Raw genomic sequence first — 15,178 nt, forward strand, 5'->3', positions numbered from 1 at the left:
TATGCAGAATTATCTAACCGTTCAGTGTAGTATTCACTTTCTGTGATACATGAACGGTTATGTATATTTATCAATGGAGTTTTGCCCATGGGCACTGGTGCTTTTTACCTTTTAAGAGAACGTAGATTTTTGCCTTTCTTTCTGACTCAATTTTTTGGTGCGTTCAACGATAATGCCTTCAAGTTGGCAATGCTTACTTTGATTAGTTATCATTTAACACATGACCAAGCTCAATCCGAATTCTACCAGGCAATAGCAGGTACTTTATTCATAGCACCTTTCTTTCTTCTTTCAGCTACTTCCGGGCAATTGGCAGATAAATATGATAAAGCTTTAGTGACTCGGGTAATCAAAATATTAGAAGTATTTTTAATGATTATCGGTAGCTTTGCTTTATATTGGGGCAATATTTTTCTGATGATGTTCACTTTGACTGGTCTAGGAGTACATTCAACATTTTTTGGGCCTATAAAATATGCCATTTTACCGGATCATTTACCCCAAAAGGATTTATTAGGGGCGACCGGATTAGTTGATGCAAGTACTTTTATCGCCATTTTATTAGGAACTACTATGGGTTCTTTATCCATAGGAATGAACAGCCCAAAACCATACCTGGCTATTTTTTTGACGGTACTTATTGCACTTGCTGGATTAACTTCAAGTATGTTTATACCTAGAGCCCCATCTCCATCTGAAAAGATAAAAATTGATGCTCAGATTTGGCGAGTGACTTATAAGATGCTGAAGCAGGTGACAGAGCATTTCGGTATTTTATTATCTATTTTGATTTTATCTTGGTTTTGGTTATTAGGAACAGTAATCCTAACCAAGCTACCTGATTATACGAATTATGTTTTAGGGGCAAATAATGCTGTTTTCGCATTATTTCTTGCTTTATTTTCAGTAGGAATTGCATGTGGTTCAGTGACGGTGAACTTTATTTTTCAAGGGAGAATTAACCTGACTATGGTCCCCTGGGCCATGTTCGCCTTTACTTGTTTTTCAATGGATTTGTATTGGGCTACTCCTGAAACAGAACAAGGCTTACTCTTTTCATTAAGTAATTTTTTTACATGCTTTGCCCATTGGCGTATTGCTTTTGATTTATTTATGTTGGCTTTTAGTTCCGGCTTATTTTTAGTTCCCCTATATACCTATTTACAGGTTGCGAGCCCGCCTCATGGCAGAGCTCGAGTTATTGCCACCAATAATATATATAATTCTTTGTTTATGGTTGCAGGGACACTTATGGTCATTGGTTTGTTGCATTTTAGTGCTGAAATTCCCCAAATTTTTTTAATTTTGAGTTTATTAAATGCTGTGGTTGCGTTGTTAGCCCGGATTTATTTAAAGAGAGTGGTTCTGCCAGCAAAGTAATAAGTTAAAGTGAAGCCGTGGGGCGGCTCAGCGGAACAGGGGTTGGAACTATTCATTCAGATTTGGCTCCCAAGGTTCTGCTGCGCTGCACCCTAAGCTACTTAGTATCTAGCTACAAACTAATTCTGATGTTAACCAATCACGCGGAGGCAGAAAATCAGTGTAAAGTTTTGCTTCTGCGCTATTTGTATCAGGTTGCCAATTATATTCCCAAGTAACTTCGGGCGGTAATGACATTAAAATTGATTCCGTTCTGCCATTCGACTGCAATCCGAATAAAGTACCACGGTCATAGACTAGATTGAATTCTACATATCGTCCTCTTCGGTAATTCTGAAAGGCTTTTTCTCGTTCACCAAAAGGATGGGATTTGCGACGTGATACGATTGGAGCATAAGCCTCAATATAGTGATCGCCTATGCTTTGCATCAGGGCAAAACTATGATCAAAACTTATTTCGTTATAATCATCAAAAAATAAGCCGCCAATTCCACGCGCTTCGTTTCGATGTTTAATAAAAAAATACTCATCACACCATTGTTTGAATTTAGGGTAAACCGTTTGACCAAAGGGCTCGCAGGCACGCAAGGCAGTTTGATGCCAATGTATGCAATCTTCTTCAAATCCGTAATAGGGTGTTAAATCAAATCCACCACCAAACCACCAAACTGGCTCCGCCCCATCTTTCTCTGCAAGAAAAAAGCGGACATTCGCATGCGATGTAGGTACGTAGGGGTTATCTGGATGAATGACTAATGATACGCCGAGGGCATTAAAATTTCTGCCTGCTAATTCGGGGCGATGTGCGCTGGCTGAAGCAGGGAGATGGGCTCCCGATACATGTGAGAAATTGACACCTGCTTTCGCAAAAACCAAACCTTTTGTTAAAACACGAGTAATTCCGCCACCACCTGAGGGACGATTCCAGGAGTCTTCGATAAATTGGGCTTGACCATCAAGATTTTCAAGTCGTGAACAAATTGTATTTTGTAACTGTAACAGATAATGTTTTACTTGTTCTATAGCGTTTTCAGGAAGAGAATGGTTTTTTGACATGGTTAAGCCTTACCAAGTTATAACTCGCTTATTTTCTCACTTATTTGAAATTGGCACAATGTTTGCATTTCTTGTTGTACTGACTTTAAAAGGAGGACATATGGCGTTAGATTTGGATTCATATTTTGGAATACATGCTAAAGCTTTAGTCGCACGCGATCATAGAGCCTCGCAGTTGGCGAATAACTTAGCCAACGTTAATACACCCAATTATAAAGCTCAAGATGTCGATTTCAATGAATTTTTGGCAGCCAGTATGGCTGGCGGTGCGCAAAAGATGGAGGTTACTTCTCCGAATCATATCGATACAAATGCGGATTTTTCAGCGAGTTTGAAATATCGGGTTACTTCTCAAATGTCTCTAGATGGAAATACCGTGGATAAAGATTTGGAAACCACCGAATTTGCACGGAATTCGCTTAATTATCAAGCCAGTTTGAGTTTTCTTGATAGTAAAATCAAATCCATGATGCTTGCGCTGAAAGGAGAATAGCAATGACATTAAGTGCAATTTTTAATATTGCAGGTTCGGCGTTGACAGCTGAAACAGCTCGTTTGACAACGAGTGCTGAGAATATGAGTAATGCTAACGTAGAAACGGGTAGTGCTGACGAAGTGTATAAAGCGAAATATCCTATATTCAAAGCAGTACAAGAACATGCAAATCAATGGATGGGAGAACAAATATCTGGGGGAGTTCAACTTAAAGGAACTTATGAAAGCAATTTAGATCCTATAAAGCATTATGCACCTGATAACCCTCAAGCAGATCAAAATGGATTTGTTTATACACCGAATGTGAATTATGTTGAAGAAATGGCGAACGTGATTTCTGCATCAAGGTCATATCAAATGGATATTGAATTGCTCAATACAACAAAACAACTATTACAAAGGACCTTAAGGCTAGGTGAGTAAGGGAGGAAAGGGAATGTCAACAAATTCAGTTAATGGAACTAACGCATCTAATGCATCATTTAATCAAATTGATGCGACAGCAAAACAAAGCCTGGGACAACAGGATTTCTTGCGTTTAATGGTGGCTCAAATTCAAAATCAGGATCCCATGCAACCGCAGGTAAATGGTGAGTTTCTCTCACAATTAGCTCAGTTTAGTACGAATGATGGAGTTGCTAAAATGCAAGAATCGCTGCAACAAATGGCAACTTCTTTACAATCAAATCAGGCTTTACAAGCTTCCGCTTTAGTTGGTCGTAAAGTTTTGGTAAATAGTAACGCGCTCCAACTGGGGGCGGAAGGAGATTCAAAGGCTGCAGTTGATATTCCACCGGGTCTCAGTAATTTGAATGCATCTATTTATTCAGAGTCGGGTGAGCTTATAAAAACGATTCCTTTAGGCCAACCTGCACCAGGATTTTTTCAGTTCAATTGGGATGGTACAGGAAGCGACAATAATCGAGTCAAAGAAGGTAAATATAAAATTGAGGTACATGCAGTTTATGGAGGGCAAGAAGTATCATTAAAAACCATGACCTCTGCAAATGTTGATAGTGTAAGCCTTGGTCAAAATGGAGAAGGATTAAAATTAAATGTAGCAGGAATTGGACCAATATCATTGGATCAAGTAAGACAAATTTCAGTTTAAAAGCAGGAGGCTAAAATGACTTTTGACGCAGCACTAAGTGGACTTCAGGCAGCAACCAGTAACTTGGATGTTATAGGTAATAATATTGCAAACTCTTCAACTATAGGATTTAAAGGTTCTCGTGCTAATTTTGGTGATATTTATGCTTTTGGTGGTTATGGGAGCTTTGGTTCCGGTAGCACTTCCATCGGTGGTGGCGTAATGTTGACTGAAGTTCAGCAATCATTTGCATCAGGAAATTTAACGAATAGCACAAATAGTTTAGATCTTGCAGTAAATGGCTCCGGATTTTTTATTTTAAACAATCCTGGCGGCGGAGCTCTATATACCCGTGCCGGTCAGTTTAAATTGGATAACCAAAATTATATTACCAATGCCAATGGACAATATCTTACCGGGCTACTTGCTGATGGCCAAGGAAATATTACTGGAACATCAGGGAATTTACAAATAAGTACAGAGAATATAACTCCACAGGCCACAACTATGGTGACGACTGGTGTTAATTTAAACTCACAAAGTACTCCTCCTGCTATTGATTGGGTTGGTGGCGCTTCACCGCTTAGCAGTTCTTATAATAACCCCACCGCAATGACTATATATGATAGTTTGGGGAATTCTCATGTGCTCAGTATGTTTTTTATCAAAGCAGATTCGGCAGCAGCAGCGGGGCAACCTAATGCTTCAACTCCTGCGGGTACAGAGAATCAATGGTATGTTGCTTTTCAAATTGATAACCAAAATGTTCCAACTAATGCAGGAACAGATAATACAACGAACTTGTACGAGGTGAATTTTAATTCAGATGGATCTTTTGCTGGAGTCGCTAGCCCAGGGGGTGTGCCTATTGGTAACAACCTGATTCCGTTATCACTGAACTTGAATAATGGTGCCAATCCTTTAAGTTTAAATATTGATTTATCAGACAGCACACAGTTCGGCAGCCCATTTTCGGTTCAATCAAGCGCCCCAAATGGTTATACAACAGGAAGTTTGGCTAGCCTAAGTATTGACGATACAGGACTTATTTTAGGAATTTATACCAACGGTCAGTCCATGGCGATGGGACAAATTCAATTAGCTAATTTTGCTGATCCTACGGGTCTGCAAAATATGGGAAATGTATGTTGGGGTGAAACTTCAACTTCAGGTCAGCCTTTAATTGGTGTTGCTACAACTGGAGGACTAGGGCAGATTAGATCAGGCATGTTGGAGCAATCTAATGTGGATTTAACCAGTGAACTGGTTGATTTAATAAGTGCTCAACGTGATTTCCAGGCTAATGCACAGTCAATTCGTGCGGGTGATACAATAACCCAAACAATTATTAATATACGTTAGGAGATAACTCATGGATCCTATCTTATATAATGCTGCAGGTGGTGGACGAATCGGTTTCAAACGTCAGGAGATAATCGCCAATAATTTGGCGAATGTGAATACTCCTGGTTTTAAAGCCGATATGTATCAAGCACAAACTTTGTATGCAAATATGAATGGATCTAATGATGGACCAGCCTTTGCAATACAAAATCCGAGTGCAGTTGATTTAAGCCCTGGTGAGATTATGACAACAGGGCGTAATTTAGATGTAGCGATTGAAGGCAATGGCTGGTTTGCAGTTGGCAATGGTCAAGGTAAAGAGGCATATACTAAAGCAGGAAACTTACGCTTGGATGTTAATGGTTTATTGACTACGGCATCTGGGCATCCTGTTTTGGGTAATGGCGGTCCCATTTCTATTCCTCCAGCCCAATCAATCAATATTGGAACGGATGGGACGATTACCGTTGTGCCGCTTGGTGGCGATCCTAGAAGTGCCGTCATATTAGATAGGATTAAGTTAGTAACACTGGATAAAAATAATATTATTAAAAACTCAGAAGGCTTATTCCAATTAAAAAATGGTGGTGCTCCAACAGCTGCTAATGGGAGTGTAAAAGTTAAAAGCGGGGCTATTGAAGGCTCAAATGTTAATGCCATTGACCAAATGGTAGAAATGATTTCTTCTGGGCGTGAGTATGATTCTCATATGAAAGTGATATCTACAGTTGAAGATAATCTCCAGAAATTGGCACAAGTATTGCAGGTATGATTACCATTTTAGTCGATAAATAAGAATAATTGCGGAGGGATCTCCATGGAACCAGCATTATGGGTCAGTAAATCAGGCTTGGAAGCACAAGAAAAAAATATTGCTACGATTGCTAACAATTTAGCAAACGTCAACACTACTGGATTTAAGAAAGATAGGGCAATATTTCAAGATTTACTTTATCAAAACTCAAGTCAAGCTGGGGCTCAATCTTCGGAGAACTCTTTAATTCCTACAGGAATAAATTCAGGTTCCGGGGTTCATTTAGCAGCCACAGAAAAAATATTCGAGCAAGGAAGTGTGCAAAATACGCATAACCCTTATGATTTGATGATTCAAGGGCAAGGATTTTTTACGATTTTAATGCCAGATGGTACACAAGCGTACACTCGTGATGGCACTTTTACAGTGGATAGCACGGGTCAACTTGTTGATATGAATGGATATCCGCTGCAACCTGCGATAAATATTCCTAACCAAACATTAGGAGTTACCATTAGTGCTGACGGCGTGGTGAGCGCTACAGTGGTTGGAAGCAACACGCCAACAGTACTTGGAAACATCCAATTAGCTAATTTTACCAACCCGACTGGACTTCAACCTATAGGACAAAACCTTTTTATCGAAACAGCCTCAAGTGGCGCAGCAACACTGAATAATCCTGGAACATCAGGGGTTGGTACCTTATTGCAAGGTTCTCTGGAAGCATCTAATGTGAATGTAGTTGAAGAGCTAGTCAATATGATTCAAGCTCAAAGAAGCTATGAAATTACAGCAAAGGGTATTCAGACAGTGGATAACATGCTGCAATACTTAAATCAAACTGTTTAAGAAGATTTCATTGATGAAATTATTTAATTTGCTTGTTGTAAGCTCAGTTGCCATTCTTTTGAGTGGGTGCGAACTTTTAAATCCACCCCAACGAGGGAAAGACCCTGAGTATGCACCTACATATCCTACAACTCCTGATCCAAAGGAGTTGAGGAAAGAATCGGGTGCCATTTATAGTGCTGAAACAGCTTTACCTCTTTTTGAAACACCAAGAGCGAGACATCCTGGCGATATCATTACAGTATTCTTGGTTGAAAGTACTAATGCATCAAAAAATGCGACATTGCAACAAATGAAAACTGATACAAACGTAATTAAAAATAAACTCTTTTTAGGAAAGCCAATCTCTTTTGGTAATGGCTACAGTATGGACTTTGATCTAAACAATCAGCGACAATTCAATGGTTCTGCGCAAGCTGTACAGAATAATAAGTTGGCTGGAAGCATTTCTGTTACCGTATCAGAAGTGTTGGCAAATGGTAATATGGTAGTTCAAGGTGAAAAATGGGTTAAAATCGATCAAGGTGAAGAATATGTACGTGTATCCGGAATTATTCGACCTCAGGATGTCCGTGCTGACAATTCCATCACTTCAGATCGTTTGGCCAATGCTCGTATTGCGTACGGAGGTACAGGACAAGTAAATAATACTAATGCCCAAGGATGGCTGGCACGAATTATGTGGGGACCATTGTTCCCAACCTAATCTAGTTGGTCATCTGAATGAGTTGAAGTTCAGAATGAAAATCTTCAGATGATCAACCTTGTTTTACCCGGTTAGATTAAAAAAGAAGATAGGATTTGCATTTATAAGAGTGCTTAATTTAAGGAATTGTAATGCGGCGATTGCTGATAATTACATGGATGTTGATAATAAATCTGATATCAAATCACGTTTATGCAGAACGTATTAAAGATATTGCAACCCTTGCCGGTGTTCGCACAAACCAGTTGATCGGTTATGGTTTGGTTGTTGGCTTAAATGGTACAGGAGATAAAACCGGGACTCGATATACTGAAGATACGTTTGCCAACATGCTTACCCAATTAGGTGTCAACATACAAGCAGGAACCAAACTTAACTCAAAAAATATGGCAGCAGTCATGGTGACCGCGAGCTTGTCTTCTTTTATGAAAAAGGGACAAGCTATGGATGTCAATATTTCGTCGATTGGTGACTCGAAAAGTTTATTAGGTGGAACTTTGTTAATGACCCCATTAAAAGGGGCCGATGGACGAGTTTATGCAGTAGCTCAGGGAAATGTGATTGTTTCTGGTGTTAGTGCCGCAGGTAGTGATGGTACAAGTGTTACTGTAAATGTTCCCAGCGGGGGACGAATTCCTAATGGTGCAACAATTGAGGCGGATATTCCTAATCCTTTTTATTTTACAAAAGAATTGACCTTTAATTTACATTCCCCTGATTTTACAACTGCAAAACGTATGAGCGATGCCATTAATGAAATGATGGGACCAGGGACTGCCAGAGCGTTGGATGCTGCATCAATAGTGGTTACAGCACCTAAAAAAATGTCCCAACGTGTAGATTATGTTTCAGTGCTGGAGAATATAGAATTCAAACCTGCTGAGGCAATCGCTAAAATTATTATTAATGCACGTACAGGAACGGTAGTTATTTCGTCTAATGTCATTGTGAAATCTGCCGCAGTGTCACATGGTAATTTGGTGGTTAGTGTGACGGAAACTCCAGTGATAAGCCAACCCAATGCTTTTGCAAATGGACGAACAGTTTCAACACAACAATCACAAGTATCTATTGAGCAGAAAAATAATCATGCTTTTGTCTTGCCACCAGGTGTGACATTAAAGGATATTGTAAGAGGTATAAATGCTGTAGGCGCAACACCATCTGATGTGATTGCGATACTTGAAGCACTACAACAAGCCGGTGCGTTAAATGCTACTATAATCGTGATATAAGAGTGGGACATTTCAGGGCTTATGCAAGAGTTTGGTCTGTTCTTAAGTCCTGAAGACGAAGAATCTGCTCATCAAGATAAAGGATAAATATGACTGTACATGGAATTGCAACCAGTGATTTTAATGCATTAAATGAACTCAAAGTGCAAGCGCAAAATAATGCAAAAGAAGCGTTACCTGAGGCAGCGAAGCAATTTGAAGGAATATTTTTACAGTCTATGTTGAAAAGCATGCGGATGGGACAGCATTTTCTTGAAGAATCTAGTCCATTTAGAGGTAAAGATCGGGAAACCTTTCAGGATATGTTGGATGCTCAATATGCGAGTACTATTGCAAATTCTAAGAGTATTGGTTTGGCTGACATGCTGGCAAGACAAATGGAGCATAATTTGCCTGAAACGGAGCAACCAGCAAAATTGACACCGGCTAAAACGGTGAACTCTACTTCGTTACCTGTTACTCCAGCCAATCAAAAACAGCAGGATAGACCAACAACTACAATTGATGAGTTCGTCAAATCAATTTGGCCCCAAGCCAAGCAAGCCGCATCGCTTATTGGTTTAGATCCTAAAGTTTTAATGGCACAAGCGGCATTGGAAACAGGATGGGGAAAATTTGTTACTAAGGATATTGATGGCAGCAGCAGTAACAATTTATTTAACATTAAGTCGGGTAATGATGAACTTGATTCTGTGAATGTTAAAACCACAGAATATATTGCAGATACTCCAATTAAGGTAAACGCATCATTTAGGAAATATTCATCAACTGAACATAGTTTTAATGACTATATTTCTTTAATCAAAGACAATGAGCGATATCAAAATGCGTTGGCCAGTACTGGAAACCCGGAGCTTTACGTCCATGAATTACATAAAGCAGGGTATGCCACTGATCCTAAGTATGGTGAGAAGATTTTATCAATTTATCATGGTGAAGAATTAAACCAGGCGATCCAGCGCTGTGAATTATCGGAACAAGTTTGAAAAAACATTGTTGCTGACAGAGATGATGATTAATTTGTAAGACATTTGAATATTGGTCAGGGAGTGAGTCAAGGCCATGAAGTTAAGGAATTTTGTCATTCCCGCGAAGGCGGGAATCTATCCTTAAATTGGCGCCACGCTCTACTAGAAATGGGTTTCCGCCTTCGCGGGAACGACAGTTTTTTCCTTAACTTAATAGCAGTGAGGGAGTGAGTAACCATGTCAATACTAAGTATTGCTTATTCAGGAATGAATGCTTTTCAAAACGCATTGAGCGTTACTGGGAATAATATTGCAAATGTCAAAACTCGGGGTTATTCAAGACAAAGTATTCAATTTACTCCAACCCCATCACGGAGTTTTGCGGGCTCATTTATTGGTACAGGGGTAGCTGTTAATAACGTTTATCGCAATGTCGATCAATTTGCTAATGCTCAAGTAAGAAGTACATTAAGCATTAAATCCCAATACGATACTTTTTATCAGCAAGCCCTGCAAATTAATAAATTGTTTTCTCAAGATGGCAGCAGCCTATCTTCATCTTTACAGTCTTTTTTTGACTCGTTAGGTCAATTAAATAATGCACCAGACAGTGTGGCTTCACGCAATGTTGCCATGAGTCAAAGCCAATTGTTAGCAAGCCAGTTTTTGTTTTTACAACAAAATATTGATCAATATCAAGAAAGCTCTACAGCACAGATCAAGGAAATAGCAGGTAAAATCAATCAACTAACCGCCAACCTTGCGGCAGTAAATGAACAAATAATGAACTCACCCAATTCACCCGAATTGTTAGATCAAAGAGATGAATTACTTAAAGAATTATCTGGGTTTTCCGATTTAACTGTAATTGAACAGGATAGTGGGATGGTGAATGTGGGTATTGGTAGTGGCCAAATGTTGGTGATCGGAACGACTCAAAGAGCTTTGTCTGTGAGTTATGACCAACTCACAGCGCAAGGGACTCATATCTCGTTGGATTCAGGTGCAGGAAAAACAGATATTACAAATCAATTGGTCAGTGGGACATTAGGTGGCTTATTGAATTATGAACGAAATATCTTATCTAAGTCCAGTCAAATAATAGGGCAAATGGCGATTGGATTGGCACAGACATTCAATGCTCAAAATCGCTTGGGTATGGATTTGAATAATCAATTGGGACAGAATATTTTTACGGACTACAACAGCCAGGCTTTGCAATTAAATCGTTCGGTTCCTGCCGCAACAAATGCTGGATCCGGAGTATTATCAGTGAATATTACTGATATCTCACAAACCAAAATAAGTGATTACCAATTGGTTGTCACTGATGCAGCAACAAATCAGATAGCACTTATTCGTGATTCTGATGGTTCAGCAGTAACATTAAATTGGAGCAGTAACCCACCAGCTCCCCCTGCAGGACAAATCGTCGTCGATGGCATGACCATTACCGTCGATAATATTGCTAATTTGGTAGATAACGATACGTTTACAATTATGCCAACACGTGGGGCTGCCGAGAATTTTTCTTTATTGATGAGTGATCCCCGTCAATTAGCGCTTGCAGCACCGGTACAAACCAGTGCCTCTATAAACAATACAGGGCAAGGAAAAATTGATTTAGGCTCCGTTATAAATACTAATGAGGTCACAAAACAATATACCATAGATTTTATTTCCCCAACGCAATTCAATTTGATTAACGTTACAGACGGGATTACAACTGGCCCAATCGCGTTCGTGCCTAATACAGACAATGTGATTCAGATTCCTGATAGCGTCAATCCGTCTTACTCTATTAAATTATCAGGTGCTCCAAATGCTGGCGATCAGTTTACTGCTCAGTTCAATCAAGGCGGGTATGGTGATAATCGGAACGGTTTACTTTTAGCTGGAGTTCAGCAACAAAATATTTTTTCTAATGGCAATGAAACGATTTTTGATGTTTATTCTGATTTACTTTCTGATACAGGAAGCCAAACCAATGAGGCTAAAAATCGTGCTGATGCGTTTCAGGTTTTATATAAACAATCTGTGGATTATCAAGAAAGTATCAGTGGAGTCAATCTGGATGAAGAGGCGGAAAATTTACTGCAATTCAAACAGGCTTACGAAGCGGCAGGAAAGCTAATGGAAATTGCCAATCAAATGATGGAACTACTTTTTCAAATAATGAGGTGATAAATGCGTATTTCGACGAATCAAATTTATCAGAACAGTTTGAACAGTTTATTGCTTAAACAAGAGCGAGTAGCGAAGCTTCAACAGCAACTGGACGAAAATTTTTTAAAGGTTCGTTATTCATCTGACGATCCTATTGCGTTCGCACAGATTGAGCTAATGAATCAACGGATAAGTACTACAGAACTTTTGCAAAAAAACCGTGAAAGCGCTGATAGTGCGCTGAGCATGGAAGAATCTATCTTAAATGATTGCACCATTAGCTTACAACGGTTGCGAGAAATTCAGGTTAAAGCCGGTAATGCGACATTATCTGAGCAGGATCGTAAAGCATTGGCAATTGAGGCAAATATCATTTTGAAAGAATTGCTTGATTATGCCAATACAAAAGATATTAATGGCGATTATATGTTCAGCGGCGGACAGACTTCTACTGCGCCTTTTTCAATCAATGCTTCAGGGCAATATGTATACAATGGTGATAGTACTCAACGCTATCAGCTTGTTGCAAGCAGCCTGCAAATTGCTATTAATGACCCTGGGGACGATCTTTTTATGCGTATACCCAATGGAAATGGCAGTTTTTCAATAAAGCAAACAGGAACACCTAATACAGGAACTGCTTCAATAAATACTGGTTCAGTATCTACTCCTTCAGCTTATGTACCTGATAATTACACAATGAGTTTTGCATTGAACTCACAGGGAAATTTGGTCGTTATGGTAAGTGGGGCATCAAGTGGTAATGTAATTCCTCCTACAGGGTTACCTGATGACGCACCTTTATACCAAGAAGGGATGACTGTTAGTTTTAATGGAATGGAAATGGCTATTTCAGGAATGCCGAATGCCGGTGATGCGTTTTTAATTTCACCATCTCAAAATGAATCAGTATTTGCTACCATACAAGACATGATTGATAACTTAAATCAACCTTACTCAACAGCCACAGAAAAGGCAGCCGCTACGACTGTGAATAATCAAATATTGGCACAAATAGATAGCGCTTTGAGTACTATCTTGGATGCCCGAGCAAATCTCGGATCACGTTTAAATCAGCTAGAACATGCTGAAACAGCAAACTCTGATTTAATTGAGCAAAGTAAAATTATTTTAAAGCGCTTGCAAGAAGTAGACCCTTTAGCTGCTGCAACGGAGTTCAAACAGGAATTGTACAATTTAGAAGTTGCACAGCAAAGTTTTGTGCTGATTCAGGGATTATCTATTTTCAATTTTATTTAAGTTAAAATTATAGCTCGAGTGTTTCGAGAAACCCCGGAAACCATAATTAATCATTCCCGGGTTGCGTCTTCGCTTTAACCTGACTGAAAAACATACAAGATAAATTTGAACTAGTTATTTACAGGGGAGGCGTTCAGCCAATATTGAGCGATATCAATTCGTCTAGCTATCCAAACATCTTGATATTGGGTTACATGATCTAAAAATTGTTTTAGCATAAGACAACGATCCGGCTTTCCACTCAGGCGGGGATGTAAGCCTACAGTCAAAATTGCCAGGCGTTTTTCCTGATAAAGATAATGAAATGTATTTATTAATCGTGCGTAAAATTGATCAGCCTCTGAAAAACCTGGTGTTATGGTAAATCTGAAATCATTGCAATCAAGTGAGTAGGGAATTACCAAATGCTGTTCAATATAATAAGGTAATTCATCGGCATAGCTGTCCGAGTCATAGAGAAACCCTCCGTGCTCAAGTAATAATTCTCGAGTATTTTCACTTCGCCGCCCAGTGTACCATCCTTTGGGTTGGTGCCCAGTTAGTTTTTCTAGTGTTTCAATACATAAAAGAATATGTTTTTTTTCAATTCTTCTTGGGACATTAGTGTAATTTATCCAGCGCCATCCATGTCCTGCCACTTCATGATTCTGTCTTGCCAGATAATCGGCAAATGAAGGGTTAAGTATTAATGCTTGTCCAGTAACAAAAAAAGTAAGGGGGATTTTATAATGATCAAATAAACGCAGTAAGCGCCATATACCTACACGACTACCATATTCATAAAACGATTCCATACTCAGATTTCGTTGTCCTTTGGCTTTGGGCATAAAAGGGAAATCTGCACCACTAGTTTCTGCTTGCGCATCGCCATTTACAGGGCTTAATTCCGCTCCTTCTTCGTAATTAATTACAAAGTTGATGGCAATTTTTGCTTTATTAGGCCAAGAAAGACTTGTTTCTTCAGGGCCATAACCTAATAAATCACGCATGTTTATCCTAGTTCGAACGTAGTAATACCATAAATACCTTCGTTAGACAGTTTAGGTATTCCTTTTAAATACATTCTTGCTGTTGCAAACACTTTGACCATCTTATATTTGTTAACCAAATTAACCGCAAAGGGATTATTCTCGGGAATATCCAAAAAGACAGTTTCTCCTTGAGCATATTCGACTAATTGTTCAAACAGCTTTTCAGCAATAGTAGGTGTGTTTGCGAATAGCGGACCAATTTTATAACCCTCAACACATTTTCTGATTACTCCATAACCCTTTAATTGTTTATCTTGAACAAAACCGAGTGCTAAAGCAGTATTTTGTTTAATCCATGCTGAAAGAAATTTTGGTCTTGGGGCAGGAAAAAAATGATTGTCATATTGAATCAACTGCTCAAAAGGTACAGTTTTTAGATCAACCAAATGAGGATCATGTTGAGGGGTTAAGCGGATATGCTCCAGAGAATACCGGGCATTGCTGTGCGCAAACTGATAACCAATATGAGCATAGTTATTGACCATATCAAGCACCCCATCAATACCCGCATTGCGACCATCCACATATGCAAGACGGGCAGATGTTAACTCCATCCCATAGCCCTGAGTTCGGTATCTTTTATCTACGATATAAAGTCCACAAAAAGCAAAATGCTCGTCATAAACTACAGCTGAACCAACTGCAATAATTTGACCATTTAATTTGCCAGCAAAAAAACCCTGTGGGTCAGTTTGATAAAAACATTCTGCATCATTTAATCCTGGGTTCCATCCTTCTTTTTGCGCCCATTCTATAGCAATTGCAACCTCTTCGCGTGTCATTCGTTCAATATGATATTGAGGCATGATGTTACCTCTATGAAAGGGTATATATTAAATTAAAT

The 15,178-nt window shown here is 39.1% G+C and carries 15 protein-coding genes; 12 read left to right on the top strand and 3 right to left on the bottom strand.

Features of this window, described 5'->3' with window-relative positions:
• Positions 1–87 precede the first annotated feature (87 nt).
• Entirely contained in the window at positions 88–1,380 is a 1,293-nt protein-coding gene (locus tag DGG96_RS10930) for an MFS transporter (RefSeq protein WP_110142695.1), read from the top strand.
• Between the two features lie 108 nt (positions 1,381–1,488).
• On the opposite strand, the gene hemF is transcribed toward DGG96_RS10930, so the two are convergent.
• Positions 1,489–2,436, bottom strand: a complete 948-nt coding sequence (hemF, locus tag DGG96_RS10935) for an oxygen-dependent coproporphyrinogen oxidase (RefSeq protein ID WP_110142696.1) — start codon at positions 2,434–2,436, stop codon at positions 1,489–1,491.
• 100 nt (positions 2,437–2,536) lie between these two features.
• Between hemF and flgB the strand changes: the two genes are divergently transcribed.
• The 11 genes from flgB (at position 2,537) to flgL (ending at position 13,303) form a co-directional block, all read left to right on the top strand.
• Positions 2,537–2,929 (top strand): flagellar basal body rod protein FlgB, encoded by a 393-nt coding sequence (flgB, locus tag DGG96_RS10940; protein WP_110142740.1) that lies wholly within the window; start codon positions 2,537–2,539, stop codon positions 2,927–2,929.
• 2 nt (positions 2,930–2,931) lie between these two features.
• A complete protein-coding gene (gene flgC, locus DGG96_RS10945; RefSeq protein ID WP_110142697.1) occupies positions 2,932–3,354 on the top strand; it encodes a flagellar basal body rod protein FlgC in 423 nt (140 codons plus the stop codon).
• A 13-nt stretch (positions 3,355–3,367) separates the two neighbouring features.
• Positions 3,368–4,042 (top strand): flagellar hook assembly protein FlgD, encoded by a 675-nt coding sequence (locus tag DGG96_RS10950; RefSeq protein ID WP_110142698.1) that lies wholly within the window; start codon positions 3,368–3,370, stop codon positions 4,040–4,042.
• A gap of 15 nt (positions 4,043–4,057) precedes the next feature.
• Entirely contained in the window at positions 4,058–5,383 is a 1,326-nt protein-coding gene (gene flgE / locus DGG96_RS10955) for a flagellar hook protein FlgE (protein ID WP_110142699.1), read from the top strand.
• Positions 5,384–5,393: 10 nt separating this feature from the next.
• A complete protein-coding gene (gene flgF, locus DGG96_RS10960) occupies positions 5,394–6,137 on the top strand; it encodes a flagellar basal-body rod protein FlgF (RefSeq protein WP_110142700.1) in 744 nt (247 codons plus the stop codon).
• 45 nt (positions 6,138–6,182) lie between these two features.
• A complete protein-coding gene (gene flgG, locus DGG96_RS10965) occupies positions 6,183–6,968 on the top strand; it encodes a flagellar basal-body rod protein FlgG (protein WP_110142701.1) in 786 nt (261 codons plus the stop codon).
• A 13-nt stretch (positions 6,969–6,981) separates the two neighbouring features.
• Positions 6,982–7,674: a flagellar basal body L-ring protein FlgH gene (locus DGG96_RS10970; protein ID WP_110142702.1), complete on the top strand. Its 693-nt coding sequence runs from the start codon at positions 6,982–6,984 to the stop codon at positions 7,672–7,674.
• Between the two features lie 131 nt (positions 7,675–7,805).
• Positions 7,806–8,909, top strand: a complete 1,104-nt coding sequence (locus DGG96_RS10975; protein WP_110142703.1) for a flagellar basal body P-ring protein FlgI — start codon at positions 7,806–7,808, stop codon at positions 8,907–8,909.
• A gap of 89 nt (positions 8,910–8,998) precedes the next feature.
• Positions 8,999–9,895 carry a flagellar assembly peptidoglycan hydrolase FlgJ gene (gene flgJ / locus DGG96_RS10980; RefSeq protein ID WP_110142704.1) on the top strand — a complete coding sequence of 299 codons (897 nt, stop codon included), beginning with the start codon at positions 8,999–9,001 and terminating at the stop codon, positions 9,893–9,895.
• Between the two features lie 219 nt (positions 9,896–10,114).
• Positions 10,115–12,061 (top strand): flagellar hook-associated protein FlgK, encoded by a 1,947-nt coding sequence (gene flgK / locus DGG96_RS10985; protein WP_110142705.1) that lies wholly within the window; start codon positions 10,115–10,117, stop codon positions 12,059–12,061.
• 3 nt (positions 12,062–12,064) lie between these two features.
• Positions 12,065–13,303: a flagellar hook-associated protein FlgL gene (flgL, locus tag DGG96_RS10990; RefSeq protein WP_110142706.1), complete on the top strand. Its 1,239-nt coding sequence runs from the start codon at positions 12,065–12,067 to the stop codon at positions 13,301–13,303.
• A gap of 110 nt (positions 13,304–13,413) precedes the next feature.
• On the opposite strand, the gene DGG96_RS10995 is transcribed toward flgL, so the two are convergent.
• Together DGG96_RS10995 and DGG96_RS11000 are read right to left on the bottom strand one after the other, a co-directional pair.
• Positions 13,414–14,292, bottom strand: coding sequence for a polysaccharide deacetylase family protein (locus tag DGG96_RS10995; RefSeq protein WP_110142707.1), 879 nt, complete (start codon positions 14,290–14,292; stop codon positions 13,414–13,416).
• Positions 14,293–14,294: 2 nt separating this feature from the next.
• Positions 14,295–15,140 carry a GNAT family N-acetyltransferase gene (locus DGG96_RS11000; protein WP_110142708.1) on the bottom strand — a complete coding sequence of 282 codons (846 nt, stop codon included), beginning with the start codon at positions 15,138–15,140 and terminating at the stop codon, positions 14,295–14,297.
• Positions 15,141–15,178 lie beyond the last annotated feature (38 nt).

Source organism: Legionella qingyii, assembly GCF_003184185.1.

Bases quoted from the DNA above. Each gene is read 5' to 3' on its own strand.
- DGG96_RS10975 (WP_110142703.1), top strand. From the start codon at position 7,806: ATGCGGCGATTGCTGATAATTACATGGATGTTGATAATAAATCTGATA.
- flgE (WP_110142699.1), top strand. From the start codon at position 4,058: ATGACTTTTGACGCAGCACTAAGTGGACTTCAGGCAGCAACCAGTAAC.
- flgC (WP_110142697.1), top strand. From the start codon at position 2,932: ATGACATTAAGTGCAATTTTTAATATTGCAGGTTCGGCGTTGACAGCT.
- hemF (WP_110142696.1), bottom strand. From the start codon at position 2,436: ATGTCAAAAAACCATTCTCTTCCTGAAAACGCTATAGAACAAGTAAAA.
- flgL (WP_110142706.1), top strand. From the start codon at position 12,065: ATGCGTATTTCGACGAATCAAATTTATCAGAACAGTTTGAACAGTTTA.
- DGG96_RS10970 (WP_110142702.1), top strand. From the start codon at position 6,982: ATGAAATTATTTAATTTGCTTGTTGTAAGCTCAGTTGCCATTCTTTTG.
- flgK (WP_110142705.1), top strand. From the start codon at position 10,115: ATGTCAATACTAAGTATTGCTTATTCAGGAATGAATGCTTTTCAAAAC.
- flgG (WP_110142701.1), top strand. From the start codon at position 6,183: ATGGAACCAGCATTATGGGTCAGTAAATCAGGCTTGGAAGCACAAGAA.
- flgF (WP_110142700.1), top strand. From the start codon at position 5,394: ATGGATCCTATCTTATATAATGCTGCAGGTGGTGGACGAATCGGTTTC.
- DGG96_RS11000 (WP_110142708.1), bottom strand. From the start codon at position 15,140: ATGCCTCAATATCATATTGAACGAATGACACGCGAAGAGGTTGCAATT.
- DGG96_RS10950 (WP_110142698.1), top strand. From the start codon at position 3,368: ATGTCAACAAATTCAGTTAATGGAACTAACGCATCTAATGCATCATTT.
- flgB (WP_110142740.1), top strand. From the start codon at position 2,537: ATGGCGTTAGATTTGGATTCATATTTTGGAATACATGCTAAAGCTTTA.
- DGG96_RS10930 (WP_110142695.1), top strand. From the start codon at position 88: ATGGGCACTGGTGCTTTTTACCTTTTAAGAGAACGTAGATTTTTGCCT.
- DGG96_RS10995 (WP_110142707.1), bottom strand. From the start codon at position 14,292: ATGCGTGATTTATTAGGTTATGGCCCTGAAGAAACAAGTCTTTCTTGG.
- flgJ (WP_110142704.1), top strand. From the start codon at position 8,999: ATGACTGTACATGGAATTGCAACCAGTGATTTTAATGCATTAAATGAA.